A 14,358-nucleotide genomic window follows, 5' to 3' on the forward strand; every position below is an offset into this window, starting at 1 on the left:
CAAGGTTGATTGAAGGGTATTTCCGGATGTCGGTCGCACATACCACATTTCCTGCCTATAGTCGCGCCAGAACAGAATCGCCGGTCCGACCGGCGGTTCTGAAACAGCCAGTCAGCGCGGAGGCGACCATCGCGAGCGAAGCGGATATCAGGAGCGGCCTGGCGGAACATCTCGACCGTCTGTGGCGCTATGGTTTCGTCCTTTCACATCAGCGCGACGTGGCTGACGATCTCGTGCAGGCAACCTGTGTTCGCGCACTGGAGCGGGTCGATCAGTTCGTAGCAGGCACAAGGCTCGACCGCTGGCTGTTTTCGATCCTGCATTCGATCTGGCTGAATGAAATCCGCGCCCGTCGCGTGCGCCAGGGTCAAGGGTTCGTCGATGCCGACGAGGCGCTCACCTTTGACGGCGCCCGCGACACCGAAACGCATGTCATGGCGAACCAGGTTTTGAAACAGGTGAACGCGCTGCCCGAGGCGCAGCGTTCGGCGGTTTTCCTCGCCTATGTGGAAGGGCTTTCCTACCGCGAGGTCGCCGCCATACTCGATGTTCCGATCGGCACCGTGATGAGCCGGCTGGCAGCTGCCCGCGCGAAGCTTTCCGAGGCCGTACCGGCAGGGGGGATTTGAATGAACACGAAGCACTCAATGCCCTCCGACGAGGAACTGACCGCCTTCATCGACGGTGAACTTGGGCCTGAAGAAGCTGCCCGGATCGAGGCCATGGTCGAGAAAGACGAGGCTGTCGTCGAACGGCTGGAATTCCTGGCGCGGGCAAGCCTGCCTTACAAGCAAGCCTTTGCGCCGCTGCTCGATGCTGCTCCGCGGGCAAGGCTCGTAGCCATGTTATCAGCCATTCCCGCCGCCCGACCTGCAAGGCCGGCTGCCTTCGTGAGCCGTCGAGGCTTTCTCGGCGCGCTTGCCGCGTCGGTCGTTGCCGGCGTCGCCGTCGATCGCGCCATGATCGGTGTCGGAGCAAGTTTCTCGCGCAAGGATGAAAACAGCGAATGGCGCGCCGTCGTTGCCGAATATATCTCGCTCTATACGCCTCAAACGCTCGCCGGTCCCGTTCCGGCCAGAGATGTGCAGGCAGCGCAGCTCGCCAGTCTGGACGGCAATCTCGGCCTGCAACTCTCGCCGGAGCAGGTCGCCCTGCCGGATATCGATTTCAAGCGCGCCCAGATCCTGCAATATGATGGCAAGCCGCTCGCCCAGATCGCCTATCTGGATCCCGAGACCGGCCCAATGGCGCTCTGCATCGTCGCCTCCGACGGCGGCCCGAAGGCCCCCGATATCGAAGGCCGCAAGGGCATGAATGTCGTCTATTGGGCGAACGCCACCCATGCCTTCATGCTCATTGGCCACGCACCTGTCGACCGCATGACCGAGATCGCCGATGCGGTACGGAGCAAGATCTCCGTCTGACGAGCAGCTGACGGCTTCTGGCCGTCATTCGTCAATTCGCCGTGCTGGCAAGCAGAAGATTTGCCCGTGATGCGCCGCCATCCGATTCCGGCGGCCGAGCGTTGACCTCGATGACACCAGAGGTTTTCGGCTTCAGGGTCGGTCGCGGCGCCTTGGCGGGCAAGGGTGCGCCCGTTGCCTTGCCGGCCGAGCAATTTCCGGACGTGCTGCTCTCGACATGCGGTTTGCCGTCAGCGCCGCCGAAGTAACGGACGCTGCGGGTGCAGACGCCGTTGCCGGACATCGTCGAAACCATCGAATAGCCCTGCATGCCGGCCGGCAGCCCATTGAGGTCGACATCAGTCTGATTGCCCGGCGATGTCCGCATCATGCTGTCTGCCTGTTGCATCATCGCGGCAGCCTGGCGGTCCATGGCCGCGGATATTCGGTCCAGATCGGCAAAGGGAGCGGAAGGCCAGAAAGGATCGAAAAGGCCCGAATCCGGCTCACTGTCGAACCGGATTTGCGGCGGTCGGTCACCGGCGTAGCGAATGCGCTCGAGCGAACCATCGGGTAATCGCACGACGAGGACATGGGTATCGGGTGATTTGTGATCGAGGCTCTCGGCCACAGCCGGGCCGGTAAGCGCGGCGGCGATTGCCGCGGCGCTCATGAGAAATGCGATACGAAGCCTTTGCATAAGGGCCTCCTGAGATGGGAAGAACACCAATCCAACTGTCCGCACGAACGAAATGCGGCGGGCACGACCGTGAGGATCATTGTGGCGCAGGCCGAATTTGTGGCGCGCTGCTGCGGCGTGGCGACGCAGAACGCGGGCATCGAAAGCATATCGCGCAAAAGTGTTCGGCGGTTTTGCGGGGAGAGATGAGGAGGTTTTTGCGGGGAGAGATGAGGAGGTAAAGCCTGGCAAGCGAATCCGCGTGATCGCAACGCACTCTAGAACGGCTGTGTCTTGTCCGAAACCTGGCTGGCCTGATTGACCGGGACGAGGCGGTTCAGGCAGTTGACGTAGGTCGTATACATCTGTTGCAACCGCGAGAAAGGCACCACCCAAGGCTCTTCATTTCCGGCAAAATCCAGCTCCATATCCGGCGTGCCGACAAAGGAATTCTTCAGGACCTTCTTGATCTGAGCCACGCCCGTCTTCTCGGTTGCCGGCAGGATGCGAAGCGTTTTGCTGTCGAAGGCTTCGGCCGCAACAGCCTTGGTGCCGGAATAGCCGATGAGAGTCACCTTGGTCGTCGTGCCCTCGGGAATATCCCAGCCATCCTTCGAAACCAGCCACATGGCACTATCGAGGCTCTGGCGGAATTCGACCGTCTTGCCGAGCTCGTTGTTCCAGACCAGCCGGCAATAAGATGGTTTCTCACCGACGAACCCGACTGACCACTGTCGCGCCTCGCCCATCCATTCTGTCTCGCTCTGGGTCGTCTCGCTTCGGGCGGTGACCGGAAGGAGAAGTGCCGCCAGCAATATCGCAGAAAAGGTCTTCATGGCTCGAATCGTCTCCAGGGAGCTGGGGTGATTCTAACGGCGGAAGGTTGAGGCTTTGCTACTGCCGTTGGCGCAAGATTGGGCGCAGAAAAGATATGAACTGAAGATCGCAGAGTTTAGCGGGAGAGAAAATTTGGCTGGGGAACCTGGACTCGAACCAAGATTAACGGAGTCAGAGTCCGTCGTTCTACCATTGAACTATTCCCCAGCAGGCGCTGCCGAAGCATGGCTTGGCTGCTGTGCGGCGCTTATAACCAAAACGACGCCGAATGCAAATACCCGTTTTGAAAAAATTCGATCCCTCCACGGCGGGTGAAAATCAGGCGGTTAAAATCCGGAATCAAAAAGAATTTGGTGATTTCGCCACTCGCTGATATCTTCGCGCCAACGCAAAAATCGAATGAGCGCCTGCTGCATACCTTTCTGGACTTGCGCGGCGCGATGGAAAACGAACGTGGAAGACCCCGAAGGCGGCGCCAAGCCGCAATTTGACGGGGCGTCGGCGGCAGGGCGCAAGGACAGCAAAAAGTCCAGGCGTCGCAAGGGCAAGCGTGGCGGGCAATCCCGCGGCGCCGCTCATCCCGCTTCGCATGATCTCTCCGGCCACGCCGGGGAGGCAGCGCGCCCGAAGGAAGACGCCGAAAGCCCGGCCCGCAAGCGGAAACGCCGTCGTCGTGGTGGGCGTGGCGCATCCCAATCCGATACTGTCGTCCAGCCGCAGCCTGTGGTTCAGGCCGTCAGTCAAGGCCACGGTCCGCGGCCGGATGGTGATTCGTCCTCCAGCCGGCGTAACCGACGCAAGCATCGCAGCAAGCGCGGCCTGCAGGGTAGGCCGCTCGCTCCCGTGCAGCCGACGCCGTCCGCTAGGCCCGAACATCGCGCTGAAGCGCCGTCGCGCCCTCTGCCGCGCGAGATGCGCGATGGTGAAGCGGCGAATCGCAGGGACCGTCATCCAGGTCATGAAGAGGGGCGGGCAGGGGGTGAACATCCCTGGCCGGACGAACTCTATGCTGCGCTCGATCTCGGCACCAACAATTGCCGCTTGCTGATCGCCCAGCCGACGCGCCCGGGCCAGTTCCGCGTCGTGGATGCCTTTTCCCGTATCGTGCGCCTTGGCGAAGGGCTTGCCGCCAGCGGCAGGCTGTCCGACGAGGCGATGGAAAGGGCCGTCGATGCGCTCAGAATCTGCGCCTCCAAGCTCCGGAACCGCGACATCCGCCGTATGCGGCTGATTGCTACCGAGGCCTGCCGCCAGGCGGCCAACGGCGAGGAGTTCCTGCAGCGCGTTGTAGTCGAGACCGGACTGGAGCTCGAGATCATCGATCGCGAAACCGAGGCGCGGCTTGCCGTTTCCGGCTGCTCCTCTCTGGTCGGCCGCGAGACGCGCTCCGTCGTCCTCTTTGATATCGGCGGCGGTTCCTCGGAGATTGCCGTCATCCGCATCGGCGATAACCGCTTCGCCCGCCTTGCCAATCACATCACCCACTGGACCTCACTGCCCGTCGGCGTCGTCACCCTCTCGGAACGGCACGGTGGCCGCGATGTGACGCCCGATGTTTTCGAGGGCATGGTGAGCGAGGTTGCGGGCATGCTGTCGAGTTTCGATTGCCCCGAGATCGAGATTGCCGAAGATGGCGATTTCCATCTGATCGGCACTTCGGGCACGGTGACGACACTCGCCGGCGTGCATCTCGACCTGCCGCGTTACGACCGCCGCAAGGTCGATGGCATATGGCTGTCCGATGATGAGGTTTCCGCCATGCAGGCGAAGCTTCTCTCCTGGAATTTCGAAAGCCGCGCTGCCAATCCCTGCATCGGGCCTGATCGCGCCGATCTGGTGCTTGCCGGCTGCGCCATCCTGGAGGCGATCCGCCGTCGTTGGCCTAGCCCGCGCATGCGTGTTGCCGATCGCGGCTTGAGGGAAGGCCTGCTCACCGACATGATGGCGGATGACGGCGTGTGGCGGCGCCATCGCAACCGCCGCGGCCAGCGGGGAAACAAGGGGTAGGCATGACCAAGCCAACGATTGCGGGAAGCCGCACCGGCCGCAAGCTCGGCCAACGCGTTAAGAAGAAGAAGCTCAAGGCCTCCTCACGCCAGTGGCTGGAGCGCCATATCAACGATCCCTATGTGCAGCGCGCCCAGCTGGAAGGCTATCGCGCCCGCGCGGCCTTCAAGCTGCTGGAGATCGATGAGAAATACAACATCCTGAAGGGCGCAAGGCGCATCATCGACCTCGGGGCCGCTCCCGGCAGTTGGTCGCAGATCGCCGCAAAAGTGACCGGATCGACGGATGAGGATATCCGCGTCGCCGCAATCGACTTTCTGGAAATGACGCAGCTTCCCGGCGTCACGGTACTGCAGCTCGACTTCCTTGATCCGACAGCCCCGGAAAAGCTGATGGAAGCCGTTGGCGGTACGCCGGATCTGGTGCTCTCTGACATGGCGGCACCCACGACCGGCCATCACCGCACCGATCACCTGCGCACCATGCACCTTTGTGAGGTCGCAGCGCACTTTGCCGTCGAGGTGCTTGGGGAGGGCGGGCACTTCCTCGCCAAAACCTTCCAGGGCGGCACCGAGCGCGATCTGCTCGCCATGCTGAAGCAGCATTTCCGCCAGGTCGTGCACGTCAAGCCTGCGTCATCTCGTGCCGAATCGGTCGAGATGTTCCTGCTGGCGAAGGGTTTCAAAGGCCGCAAGGCCGAGGCGGAGCCTGAGGACGCTTGATCATTGCGCCAGTCCTGCGATGATGATTTCCCAGGACTGGATACGAACGATCCCATGCTTCTCTACGTTACATTCGGCACCAACGATCTCTACCGCGCCGCATTTCTATGATGCCGTCTGCCGGTGCTGGGCTTCCGGCGCCTGCGCAATTCGGAGGAGGAGATCGGCTATGCCGCCGATGGCGACACGCGCTGCCGCTTCTGGGTGGTAACTCCCTTCAACCGGCGCCGCGCGACGAACGGCAATGGCTCCATGGTGGCTTTCGAGGCGGAGACGCGAGCGGCGGTGGATGCCTTCCATGCGGCGGCAATGGCCACTGGCGCTATCGACGAAGGCAAGCCGGGGCTGCGCTCTTATCATGCGCATTTCTACGCGGCCTATGTCCGGGATCTCGACGGCAACAAGCTGTGCGCCGTCTGTGAAAAAGCCGAAGTACCGCCCTTTATTTGACGGCCTGTTCGGCGTTGATCGTCGGCGGCACGCGCTTGGCGCGGTGGCCGGAAACGGAAGCCCCCGCGTCCTTCGCCATGCGGGCAAAGGGGATGGTTGCGATGACGGTCAGGCCGGCGATGACAAAGAAGGCGATGTGGAAATCGATGACCTGCAGTTCGGCGCCGCGGAAATAGATCGAGGTTTCCAGGATCGAGGCGGCGAGGGCAACGCCGAGCGCCAGGCTGATCTGCTGCATCACCGAGGCCATGGATGTCGCCTGGCTCGCCTGCGCATCGTCGATATCCGCAAAGGCCAGCGCATTGACACCGGTAAACATGAAGGAACGGGAAAAGCCGCCGACCAGCAGCACGCCGATGATGACGAGATGCGATGTCTCCGGCGTGAAGAGGCCGGTCACGGCCGTCACGACCGTGGTGACGGCGCCGGCGCACAGAAGCGTGGTGCGGAAGCCGATAGCCTTGTAGACGCGGCGCGCGATGAACTTCGTGGTGATGGCGCCGATCGCGCCGGCAAATGTAATAAGGCCCGATTGAAAGGGCGTCAGGCCAAATCCGAGCTGCAGCATCAGCGGCGTCAGAAACGGCATGGCGCCGACGCAGATGCGAAACAGAGTTCCGCCGCTCGTCGAGGCGCGGAAGGTCGAATTCTTGAATAGTTTGAGGTCAAGGATCGGCGTCGGATAGCGCCGGGCATGGCGCACATAGAGCACGCCGCAGATAATGCCGATTGCCGTGGCCGAGATGCCGATGATCGGCGGCAGGGCCGGAAGGCTGACGACCGACAGGCCAAAGACGACGCCGGCGGCCGCAAGGCTGGTCAGGATGAAGCCGTTGAAATCGAGCTTCGGCGGAGCCGTCGCTTCTATTTCCGGCAGGAAGATCGTCGCCAGCCATACGCCGATGACGCCGACAGGCACGTTGATCAGGAAGATCCAGTGCCAGCTGAAATAGGTGGTGATGAAGCCGCCGAGCGGCGGGCCGGCAAGCGGACCGACAAGGGCCGGGATCGTCAACAGCGCCATGGCCGAGACCAGTTCGCTTTTCTGCGTCGTCCGCACCAGCACGAGGCGTCCGACAGGCGTCATCATCGCGCCTCCCATGCCCTGCAGGAAGCGTGCGAAGACGAATTCGACGAGGCTCGAAGAGAAGGCGCAGAAGATCGAGCCGACGACGAAGACGCAGATCGCCAGCCGGAAGATTTTCTTGGCGCCGAAGCGATCCGCCATCCAGCCGCTGATCGGAATGAACACCGCAAGCGCCACCATGTAGGAGGTAAGCGCCAGCTTCAGGGTAATTGGTCCGACATGCAGATCGGCCGCAATCGCCGGCAAGGCCGTCGCGATTACTGTCGAGTCCATCTGTTCCATGAAGAGGGCAACGGCGAGGATCAGGGGGACGATGCGGTTCATAGGCGAATGCCTTGATGGATGCGGATGGGGCTTGGGAGGCCCGTGCTGTGTAGTCCCAGATAGGGGCTCTGCCAATCCCACAATCGATCCCGGTGACACGTTTGGATCACGACTGCGTGAGACGACTTGCTCGACACTTTCATCTCTCAAGATTGACATATGCTTACCCGGCCGGAGCAAGAAATCTCGCTGGAACCGGCAGGATATATCGGGGGTCGTGCGGCGACGCACCGCACAGTGTGGAGGATGGATATATGACGACATTTGATGGAATAAAGCGGCGCACGCTTTTTGGCGCAGGCCTTGGTCTGCTGGCCGCGCCGGTCATCTTGAGAGTAACGGCCCAGGCGGCCGCAACTGGAGAAACAGGCAATATGGAAGTCATCCCGCAGCCGCAGATCAATCAGTTCAAGCTCGGCTCATTCAAGTTCACTGCCGTCCGCGATGGTTTCAATGTCATTGAAAAGCCGAATGAAACCTTCGGTTCCAATCAGGATCCGCAGGCCGTTCAGGCGCTTCTCGCCGCTAATTTCCTGCCGACCGACAAGTTCGTAAACAGCTATGCGCCTGTGGTCGTTGATACGGGTTCCGATGTCATTGTCGTCGATACCGGCTTTGGGGCCGGCGGTCGCGAGCGGGGCATGGGCCAGTTCAGCGCCGGCCTTAAGGCCGCAGGCTATTCGCCTGACGACGTCACGGTCGTGGCACTGACGCATCTCCACGGAGACCATATCGGCGGCCTCATGGAAAATGGCGCACCCGCCTTCAAGAATGCCCGCTATGTTATCGGCCAGGCCGAATATGATTTCTGGTCGGACAAGGCGCGTGAAGGCACGCCGGCGGAGGGCGGTCACAAGGCGGTGCTTGCGAATGTCATGCCGCTCGCCGAAAAGGCGACCTTCGTCAAGGAAGGCGACACCATCGCGCCTGGCCTGACCGCGATGCTCGCGACAGGCCACACACCCGGCCACATGATCTTCCACGTCGAATCCGACGGCAAACGGCTGATCATGACGGGTGACACGGCAAACCACTACATCCTGTCGCTGCAGCGTCCGGACTGGGAAGTGCGTTTCGACATGGACAAGGCTCAGGCGGCCGCGACCCGCAAGAAGGTGTTCGACATGATCGCCAGCGACAAGATCGCTTTCCTCGGCTATCACATGCCGTTCCCGGCGGTCGGTTTCGTGGAGAAACAGGAGACCGGTTACCGCTTCGTGCCGAAGACCTATCAGTTCGACATCTGAGGTCGCGCAAAAGTGCGTCGCGGTTTTGCGAGAACGACATGCGACACGCGTTCTCTGCATGGCTGCCATACCGAGCCCGGCCCCGTGCCGGGCCTTTTTGCTATTTCCTTCCTGTCATAGACGTGTTACCAGCCCTCGCCAACTTCCATAAACTCATGCACACCGCCGGTGCGGACGATTCGTACCGGGTGGGTCGCATTTTTCTTTCTTGAAGGAATTTGGCCATGGCTCGCATCATAGAAACGCCAACCGGACTGGACGCACTCACCTTCGATGATGTGCTGCTGCAACCCGGTCATTCCGAAGTCCTCCCCGGCCAGACGAGCGTCGCAACGCGCCTTGCACCCGACTTCGAGCTGAATATCCCGATCATTTCTGCCGCGATGGATACTGTGACCGAGGGTCGCCTCGCGATCGCCATGGCACAGGCTGGCGGCCTTGGCGTCATTCATAAGAACCTGACGCCGATCGAGCAGGCCGAACAGGTTCGCCAGGTCAAGAAGTTCGAAAGCGGCATGGTCGTCAATCCCGTGACCATCGGCCCGGACGCGACGCTTGCCGATGCCCTGGCGTTGATGAAGATGCACGGCATCTCCGGCATTCCGGTCGTCGAAAAATCCGGCCGCCTCGTCGGCATCCTTACAAACCGCGACGTCCGCTTTGCCTCCGATCCGAGCCAGAAGATCTACGAACTCATGACCCGCGAAAACCTCGTGACGGTCAAGGAGAGCGTCGATCAGCAGGAGGCCAAGCGCCTCTTGCATTCTCACCGCATCGAGAAGCTGCTGGTTGTCGACGGCGAGGGCCGCTGCGTCGGCCTCATTACCGTCAAGGATATCGAAAAGGCCCAGCTGAACCCGAACGCATCCAAGGATGCGCAGGGCCGCCTGCGGGCTGCCGCTGCCGTCGGCGTCGGCGACGATGGTTTCGAGCGTGCCGAACGGCTGATCGATGCCGGCGTCGACCTGCTCGTCGTCGATACGGCGCACGGACATTCCGCCCGCGTTCTGGAAGCGGTTGGCCGCGTCAAGAAGCTTTCCAACTCCGTTCGCATCATGGCCGGCAATGTCGCGACCTATGATGGCACCAAGGCGCTGATCGATGCCGGTGCTGACGCCGTCAAGGTCGGTATCGGACCGGGTTCGATCTGCACCACGCGTATCGTCGCCGGCGTTGGCGTTCCGCAGCTCGCTGCGATCATGTCGGCAGTCGAGGCCGCAAGGGACCAGGATATTCCTGTTATCGCCGATGGCGGCATCAAGTTCTCGGGCGATGTGGCCAAGGCCATCGCATCAGGTGCTTCTGCCGTCATGGTGGGCTCGCTGCTTGCCGGCACCGATGAAAGCCCGGGCGAGGTCTATCTCTACCAGGGTCGCTCCTTCAAGGCCTATCGCGGCATGGGCTCTGTCGGTGCTATGGCGCGGGGCTCGGCAGACCGTTACTTCCAGGCGGAAGTGCGCGACACGCTGAAGCTCGTGCCCGAAGGCATCGAAGGCCAGGTACCGTACAAGGGTCCGGTCTCCGGCGTCCTGCATCAGCTCGCCGGCGGCCTGAAAGCTGCCATGGGCTATGTCGGCGGCAAGGACATCAAGGAGTTCCAGGAGCGCGCCACCTTTGTGCGCATCTCCGGTGCCGGGCTCCGCGAAAGCCATCCGCATGACGTGACGATCACCCGCGAAAGCCCGAACTATCCGGGCGTCGGCGTCTGACAATGAAAGCGGGCAGCGCAATTCCACTCTGGATCATCGCGCTGCTCGCAGCCCTCTGCCTCATCGTTCTCGGCTGGACAACCTTTGGCTACACCGTGCCGTTCGAGCATGAGACCGGCCAGGCGATGCTCGATACCTATTTCTCCGGCTACGACGTGTCCGCCGTCTTCCACATGCAGACGCTGCTCGATCAGAACGAGACGGCAAACCGCATTCTCCGGGCGATGTATTTCGGCCCGGAACTCCTCTTTCCCGCCCTGCTGACAGCCCTTCTATTCCTGATCTTCCTGCGGCTCGGGCCGATCGAGACATGGCGCGGCAAGCAGGCGCCGCGTCTTCTGGGCCGGATCACCTATATTCTGCCCTTCCTTTACGGCTTTGCCGATTACGGGGAAAACATCTCGAGCCTCGTAGCGTTCAGCAATAGCGGTGCCGCGGGCTTTGCTGCCCAGATCCTGCCGTGGATGACCAAGCTGAAATTCGCGAGCCTTGCCGTCTGCGCCATCCTGCTTGTGCGCAGCGCGCTTCTTCATCAATCGCGCGAAAGCTGAACCCTATCGCGGCCAGCGCCAGACAGGGTGCGAGAGCCTCGCTGCAAGGAAATCGCCAAGCACTTCCACCTTTGCCGGCCGGGCACGCGCCGATGGCGTGACGAAATAGACGGCGCCTTTCGGCAGGGTCCAGTCGGTGAGGATCGCTTTCAGGCGCCCGTCGTCAAGATATTCGTAGGCCATGAACTCCGGCAGTTCGACAATGCCGAGGCCACGCAATGCCATCGGGATCAGGGCCTCCGAATTGGTGGCGCGTAATGGCCCGGTCGGCACTACGATTTCCTCTTCTCCTGCCTTGTTGCTGAAACGCCAGATATCCTGCCGCGGCCGGTAGGCATAACCCAGGCAATGATGCGCCGCGAGTTCGCGGGGATGCCGCGGGCAGCCGTATTTTTCGAGATAGGCGGGTGCTGCCAGAATGAAAGGCGCCACCGGCGTCAGCCTCTTTGCCACCAGCGAGGAATCCGGCAGCACGGCAATGCGCAGAGCCGCATCGAAACCCTCGCCGACAAGGTCGACTACGGCATCGCTCATATGCATATCGATCGAGACCTCGGGATAGGCCTCGAAGAAATCGGGCAGGATCGGCGCCAGCCATTGGCGCCCGAAGACCATGGGCACGGCAAGACGGATCAGCCCGCGCGGCTGGCTCGAAAGCTCGCGCGCCTCATTCTCCGCGGCCTCTGCCTCCGCGTAGATGTGCTGGGCGCGATCAACCAGCCGCAGCCCGAAATCAGTCAGCGCCAGCTGCCGCGAAGTGCGGTTGAAGAGCCGTGCGCCGAGCCGTTCCTCCAGCCGGCTTACCGCGCGCGAAACCGTCGGTACCGAAACGCCGAGCGTCTTGGCGGCACGAGCGAAGGAGCGCTCCTCGGCAACCTTGGCAAACATCGCCAGGCCTTCGAAATCCGGTAAACTCATTGTTTCATTCCTGCAATGATGTCTTTCATTTCTTTCTATTCCGAAACGATATCGCCGTCCACATCTTCAGCTCAGTCGAACACAACAGGAGACGACGACAATGACAAACAGACTGAATGGAAAGATCGCTGTCATCACTGGTGCCACTTCGGGCATCGGCCTTGCCACGGCAAAGCGCTTTGCAGCCGAAGGCGCGCGCGTCTTCATCACCGGCCGCCGCAAAGAAGTATTGGATGCGGCCGCCGCCGAAATCGGCGGCAATGTCACCGGCGTCCAGGCCGACTCCGCAAATCTTGCCGATCTCGACCGTCTTTATAATCGGGTAAAGGCAGAGGCCGGCCGTATCGACGTGCTTTTCGTCAATGCCGGCGGCGGCTCGTTCGCTCCGATCGGCGCCATTACCGAAGAACAGTATGACGACACCTTCGGCCGCAATGTGAAGGGCGTGCTCTTCACCGTGCAGAAGGCGCTGCCGCTGCTCGGCAAGGGTTCTTCCGTCATCCTGACCGGCTCGACGGCAGGCGCCACCGGCACACCGGCCTTCAGCGTCTACGCGGCCTCGAAGGCTGCAATCCGAAACTTCTCCCGCAACTGGATCCTCGATCTCAAGGATCGCGGCATCCGCATCAACACGCTGAGCCCCGGCCCAACAGAGACGACCGGCCTCGTCGAACTCGCCGGCCAGGACAAGGCGCAGCAACAGGGCCTGCTGGACTACCTGGCCTCGCAGGTTCCGCTTGGCCGCGTCGGGCGTCCGGAAGAAATCGCTGCAACGGCGCTCTTCCTCGCCTCCGATGACTCGAGCTTCATTACCGGCGCCGAGATCTTTGTCGACGGTGGTATTGCCCAGGTCTGACCCTGAAGACGGCCCGCTCCATGGCGGGCCGTCTCCGCTCTGGCATCCATCCGGCCTTTCCGCTACTGGTCGCGCAGTCGCGTAAACGAAGGAATGATTGATGACCGGCTTCGAAATGTTCTGGCCTCTGCTTGCCCATGTTCTGCTGGTCTATATTCTCTACGGGCTGCTTGGCCTGCGCCGCCGCAAGGTGGTCCAGGAGGGCCGGATGAAGAAATCCGATTATCGCGAAAACCGCGACGAACCCGTCGAAAGTCTCTGCGTCAAGAACAGCCTCGCCAACCAGTTCGAGCTGCCGGTACTCTTCTATGCCTGCAGCATTCTTCTTTATATCACCGAGGCGGATAATCTGGTGGCGGTCGTGCTTGCCTGGCTTTTCGTCGCACTGCGCTATGCGCATGCCTATGTGCACGTCACCAGCAACGACCTGCGCTATCGCAGCCCGCTCTTTGCCGCCGGCTTCGTCGTGTTGGCTGGCATGTGGGCCTGGCTTGCCGGCTGGATGCTATTCTCCTGATCCCCGCGATTTTCTCCAGGTAGGCCGGTAACACAGTTTTGTTCCTGCGTTATCGGCCGCTGACCTATGTTCCCCCTTGCCGATTGGGCATGGGGTGGGAACAGAGGAGGTCTGTCATGGAAAAGCCCGTCATTACGCAGGCAATGATCAACGCCTATGATGAATATACGCATCTGACGCTGGATCGCCGCAGCTTCATGGACAAGCTTACGAAGCTTGCAGGCTCTGCAACCGCGGCAGCCGCAATCGCGCCGCTGCTGGCCGCCAACAAGGCAGCCGCCGAGGTCGTCGCCGAAAATGACGATCGACTGACCGGCCAGAATATTACCTATCCGGGCAGCGGCGGCGACATGAAAGGCTATCTGGTGCAGCCGAAGAATGCCTCCGGCAAGCTCGGCGCGGTCATCGTCATCCACGAGAACCGCGGCCTCAATCCGCATATCCGCGATGTCGCTCGCCGCATGGCGCTCGAAGGTTTCGTGGCACTTGCACCGGATTTCCTCTCGCCGCAGGGCGGCACGCCCGAGAATGAGGATCAGGCGCGCGATATGTTCAGCAAACTCGATGCGGCCACCGTCGCCGCAAATGGCGAGGCGACTGTCCTTTACCTCTCCAAGCTCGATACGACGAACGGCAATGTCGGCGCCATCGGCTTCTGCTGGGGTGGGGGCGCAGTCAACACCCTTGCCACCAAGTCGCCCGAACTGAAAGCGGGCGTGGCCTACTATGGAGCACAACCGCCGGCCTCGGCGGTTGCGAACATCAAGGCGGCGCTTCTGCTTCATTATGCGGGCCTCGACGATCGCATCAATGCCGGCATCGATGCCTACAAGAAGGCGCTGGAGGAGAATGGTAAAAAATTCGAGATCTACGTCTATGATGGCGTCAACCACGCCTTCAACAACGATACCTCGGCTGCCCGCTATGACAAGGCAGCGGCCGATCTCGCCTGGAGCCGCACGGTCGCGTTCCTGAAGCAGAACCTTGCCTGAGCGGGCTTCCGCAGAGTGTCGCAGGACGAAACGGGCGTGGTGAGCCCGCTTGCTTGACG

Annotated in this window: 14 protein-coding genes, 1 tRNA gene and 1 pseudogene; 11 read left to right on the forward strand and 5 right to left on the reverse strand. The window is 61.6% G+C overall.

Going from position 1 to position 14,358, the window contains the following annotated elements:
- Positions 1-26: 26 nt before the first annotated feature.
- Both FHX06_RS21270 and FHX06_RS21275 read left to right on the forward strand, forming a co-directional pair.
- Positions 27-629, forward strand: a complete 603-nt coding sequence (locus tag FHX06_RS21270; protein WP_113211416.1) for an RNA polymerase sigma factor — start codon at positions 27-29, stop codon at positions 627-629.
- Positions 630-1,424: an anti-sigma factor family protein gene (locus tag FHX06_RS21275; protein ID WP_112969813.1), complete on the forward strand. Its 795-nt coding sequence runs from the start codon at positions 630-632 to the stop codon at positions 1,422-1,424.
- A 31-nt stretch (positions 1,425-1,455) separates the two neighbouring features.
- Here FHX06_RS21275 and FHX06_RS21280 read toward each other — a convergent pair whose 3' ends face one another.
- The 3 genes from FHX06_RS21280 to FHX06_RS21290 form a co-directional block, all read right to left on the reverse strand.
- Positions 1,456-2,103, reverse strand: a complete 648-nt coding sequence (locus tag FHX06_RS21280) for a hypothetical protein (RefSeq protein WP_113211417.1) — start codon at positions 2,101-2,103, stop codon at positions 1,456-1,458.
- A gap of 257 nt (positions 2,104-2,360) precedes the next feature.
- On the reverse strand, positions 2,361-2,918 hold the full coding sequence (locus FHX06_RS21285; protein ID WP_183880761.1) for a hypothetical protein: 558 nt from the start codon (positions 2,916-2,918) through the stop codon (positions 2,361-2,363).
- A gap of 134 nt (positions 2,919-3,052) precedes the next feature.
- A tRNA-Gln gene (locus FHX06_RS21290) sits at positions 3,053-3,126 on the reverse strand.
- A gap of 246 nt (positions 3,127-3,372) precedes the next feature.
- Between FHX06_RS21290 and FHX06_RS21295 the strand changes: the two genes are divergently transcribed.
- The 3 genes and pseudogenes from FHX06_RS21295 (at position 3,373) to FHX06_RS21305 (ending at position 6,098) form a co-directional block, all read left to right on the forward strand.
- Positions 3,373-4,926: a Ppx/GppA phosphatase family protein gene (locus FHX06_RS21295; RefSeq protein ID WP_113211419.1), complete on the forward strand. Its 1,554-nt coding sequence runs from the start codon at positions 3,373-3,375 to the stop codon at positions 4,924-4,926.
- Between the two features lie 2 nt (positions 4,927-4,928).
- A complete protein-coding gene (locus tag FHX06_RS21300) occupies positions 4,929-5,648 on the forward strand; it encodes an RlmE family RNA methyltransferase (protein WP_112541465.1) in 720 nt (239 codons plus the stop codon).
- Between the two features lie 54 nt (positions 5,649-5,702).
- A pseudogene (locus FHX06_RS21305) lies at positions 5,703-6,098 on the forward strand (VOC family protein).
- On the opposite strand, the gene FHX06_RS21310 reads toward FHX06_RS21305, so the two are convergent.
- Positions 6,091-7,509 (reverse strand): DHA2 family efflux MFS transporter permease subunit, encoded by a 1,419-nt coding sequence (locus FHX06_RS21310; protein WP_113209194.1) that lies wholly within the window; start codon positions 7,507-7,509, stop codon positions 6,091-6,093. The pseudogene FHX06_RS21305 and the gene FHX06_RS21310 sit on opposite strands and share 8 nt — an antisense overlap.
- A 254-nt stretch (positions 7,510-7,763) precedes the next feature.
- Between FHX06_RS21310 and FHX06_RS21315 the strand changes: the two genes are divergently transcribed.
- From FHX06_RS21315 to FHX06_RS21325, 3 genes are all read left to right on the forward strand, one after another.
- Positions 7,764-8,756: an MBL fold metallo-hydrolase gene (locus FHX06_RS21315; RefSeq protein WP_113211420.1), complete on the forward strand. Its 993-nt coding sequence runs from the start codon at positions 7,764-7,766 to the stop codon at positions 8,754-8,756.
- A 224-nt stretch (positions 8,757-8,980) separates the two neighbouring features.
- Positions 8,981-10,465 carry an IMP dehydrogenase gene (gene guaB / locus FHX06_RS21320; RefSeq protein ID WP_112541462.1) on the forward strand — a complete coding sequence of 495 codons (1,485 nt, stop codon included), beginning with the start codon at positions 8,981-8,983 and terminating at the stop codon, positions 10,463-10,465.
- A gap of 2 nt (positions 10,466-10,467) precedes the next feature.
- Positions 10,468-11,016, forward strand: a complete 549-nt coding sequence (locus FHX06_RS21325) for a hypothetical protein (RefSeq protein ID WP_112541461.1) — start codon at positions 10,468-10,470, stop codon at positions 11,014-11,016.
- 3 nt (positions 11,017-11,019) lie between these two features.
- Here the strand turns inward: FHX06_RS21325 and FHX06_RS21330 are convergent, their stop codons facing one another.
- Positions 11,020-11,934, reverse strand: coding sequence for a LysR family transcriptional regulator (locus FHX06_RS21330; RefSeq protein WP_183880763.1), 915 nt, complete (start codon positions 11,932-11,934; stop codon positions 11,020-11,022).
- Between the two features lie 100 nt (positions 11,935-12,034).
- Here FHX06_RS21330 and FHX06_RS21335 point away from each other — a divergent pair, with 100 nt between their 5' ends.
- The 3 genes from FHX06_RS21335 (at position 12,035) to FHX06_RS21345 (ending at position 14,299) form a co-directional block, all read left to right on the forward strand.
- Positions 12,035-12,790: an SDR family oxidoreductase gene (locus FHX06_RS21335; RefSeq protein WP_113211421.1), complete on the forward strand. Its 756-nt coding sequence runs from the start codon at positions 12,035-12,037 to the stop codon at positions 12,788-12,790.
- Between the two features lie 100 nt (positions 12,791-12,890).
- A complete protein-coding gene (locus tag FHX06_RS21340; protein ID WP_112541459.1) occupies positions 12,891-13,307 on the forward strand; it encodes an MAPEG family protein in 417 nt (138 codons plus the stop codon).
- A 116-nt stretch (positions 13,308-13,423) separates the two neighbouring features.
- Complete coding sequence (locus tag FHX06_RS21345; protein WP_183880765.1) at positions 13,424-14,299, forward strand: dienelactone hydrolase family protein; 876 nt, start codon at positions 13,424-13,426, stop codon at positions 14,297-14,299.
- Positions 14,300-14,358 lie beyond the last annotated feature (59 nt).

Source organism: Rhizobium sp. BK512 (assembly GCF_014194915.1).
Taxonomy (GTDB): Bacteria; Pseudomonadota; Alphaproteobacteria; order Rhizobiales; family Rhizobiaceae; genus Rhizobium.

Coding starts and splice junctions, on each gene's coding strand:
- FHX06_RS21270 (WP_113211416.1), top strand. CDS start 27: ATGTCGGTCGCACATACCACATTTCCTGCCTATAGTCGCGCCAGAACA.
- FHX06_RS21275 (WP_112969813.1), top strand. CDS start 630: ATGAACACGAAGCACTCAATGCCCTCCGACGAGGAACTGACCGCCTTC.
- FHX06_RS21280 (WP_113211417.1), bottom strand. CDS start 2,103: ATGCAAAGGCTTCGTATCGCATTTCTCATGAGCGCCGCGGCAATCGCC.
- FHX06_RS21285 (WP_183880761.1), bottom strand. CDS start 2,918: ATGAAGACCTTTTCTGCGATATTGCTGGCGGCACTTCTCCTTCCGGTC.
- FHX06_RS21300 (WP_112541465.1), top strand. CDS start 4,929: ATGACCAAGCCAACGATTGCGGGAAGCCGCACCGGCCGCAAGCTCGGC.
- FHX06_RS21310 (WP_113209194.1), bottom strand. CDS start 7,509: ATGAACCGCATCGTCCCCCTGATCCTCGCCGTTGCCCTCTTCATGGAA.
- FHX06_RS21315 (WP_113211420.1), top strand. CDS start 7,764: ATGACGACATTTGATGGAATAAAGCGGCGCACGCTTTTTGGCGCAGGC.
- guaB (WP_112541462.1), top strand. CDS start 8,981: ATGGCTCGCATCATAGAAACGCCAACCGGACTGGACGCACTCACCTTC.
- FHX06_RS21325 (WP_112541461.1), top strand. CDS start 10,468: ATGAAAGCGGGCAGCGCAATTCCACTCTGGATCATCGCGCTGCTCGCA.
- FHX06_RS21330 (WP_183880763.1), bottom strand. CDS start 11,934: ATGAGTTTACCGGATTTCGAAGGCCTGGCGATGTTTGCCAAGGTTGCC.
- FHX06_RS21335 (WP_113211421.1), top strand. CDS start 12,035: ATGACAAACAGACTGAATGGAAAGATCGCTGTCATCACTGGTGCCACT.
- FHX06_RS21340 (WP_112541459.1), top strand. CDS start 12,891: ATGACCGGCTTCGAAATGTTCTGGCCTCTGCTTGCCCATGTTCTGCTG.
- FHX06_RS21345 (WP_183880765.1), top strand. CDS start 13,424: ATGGAAAAGCCCGTCATTACGCAGGCAATGATCAACGCCTATGATGAA.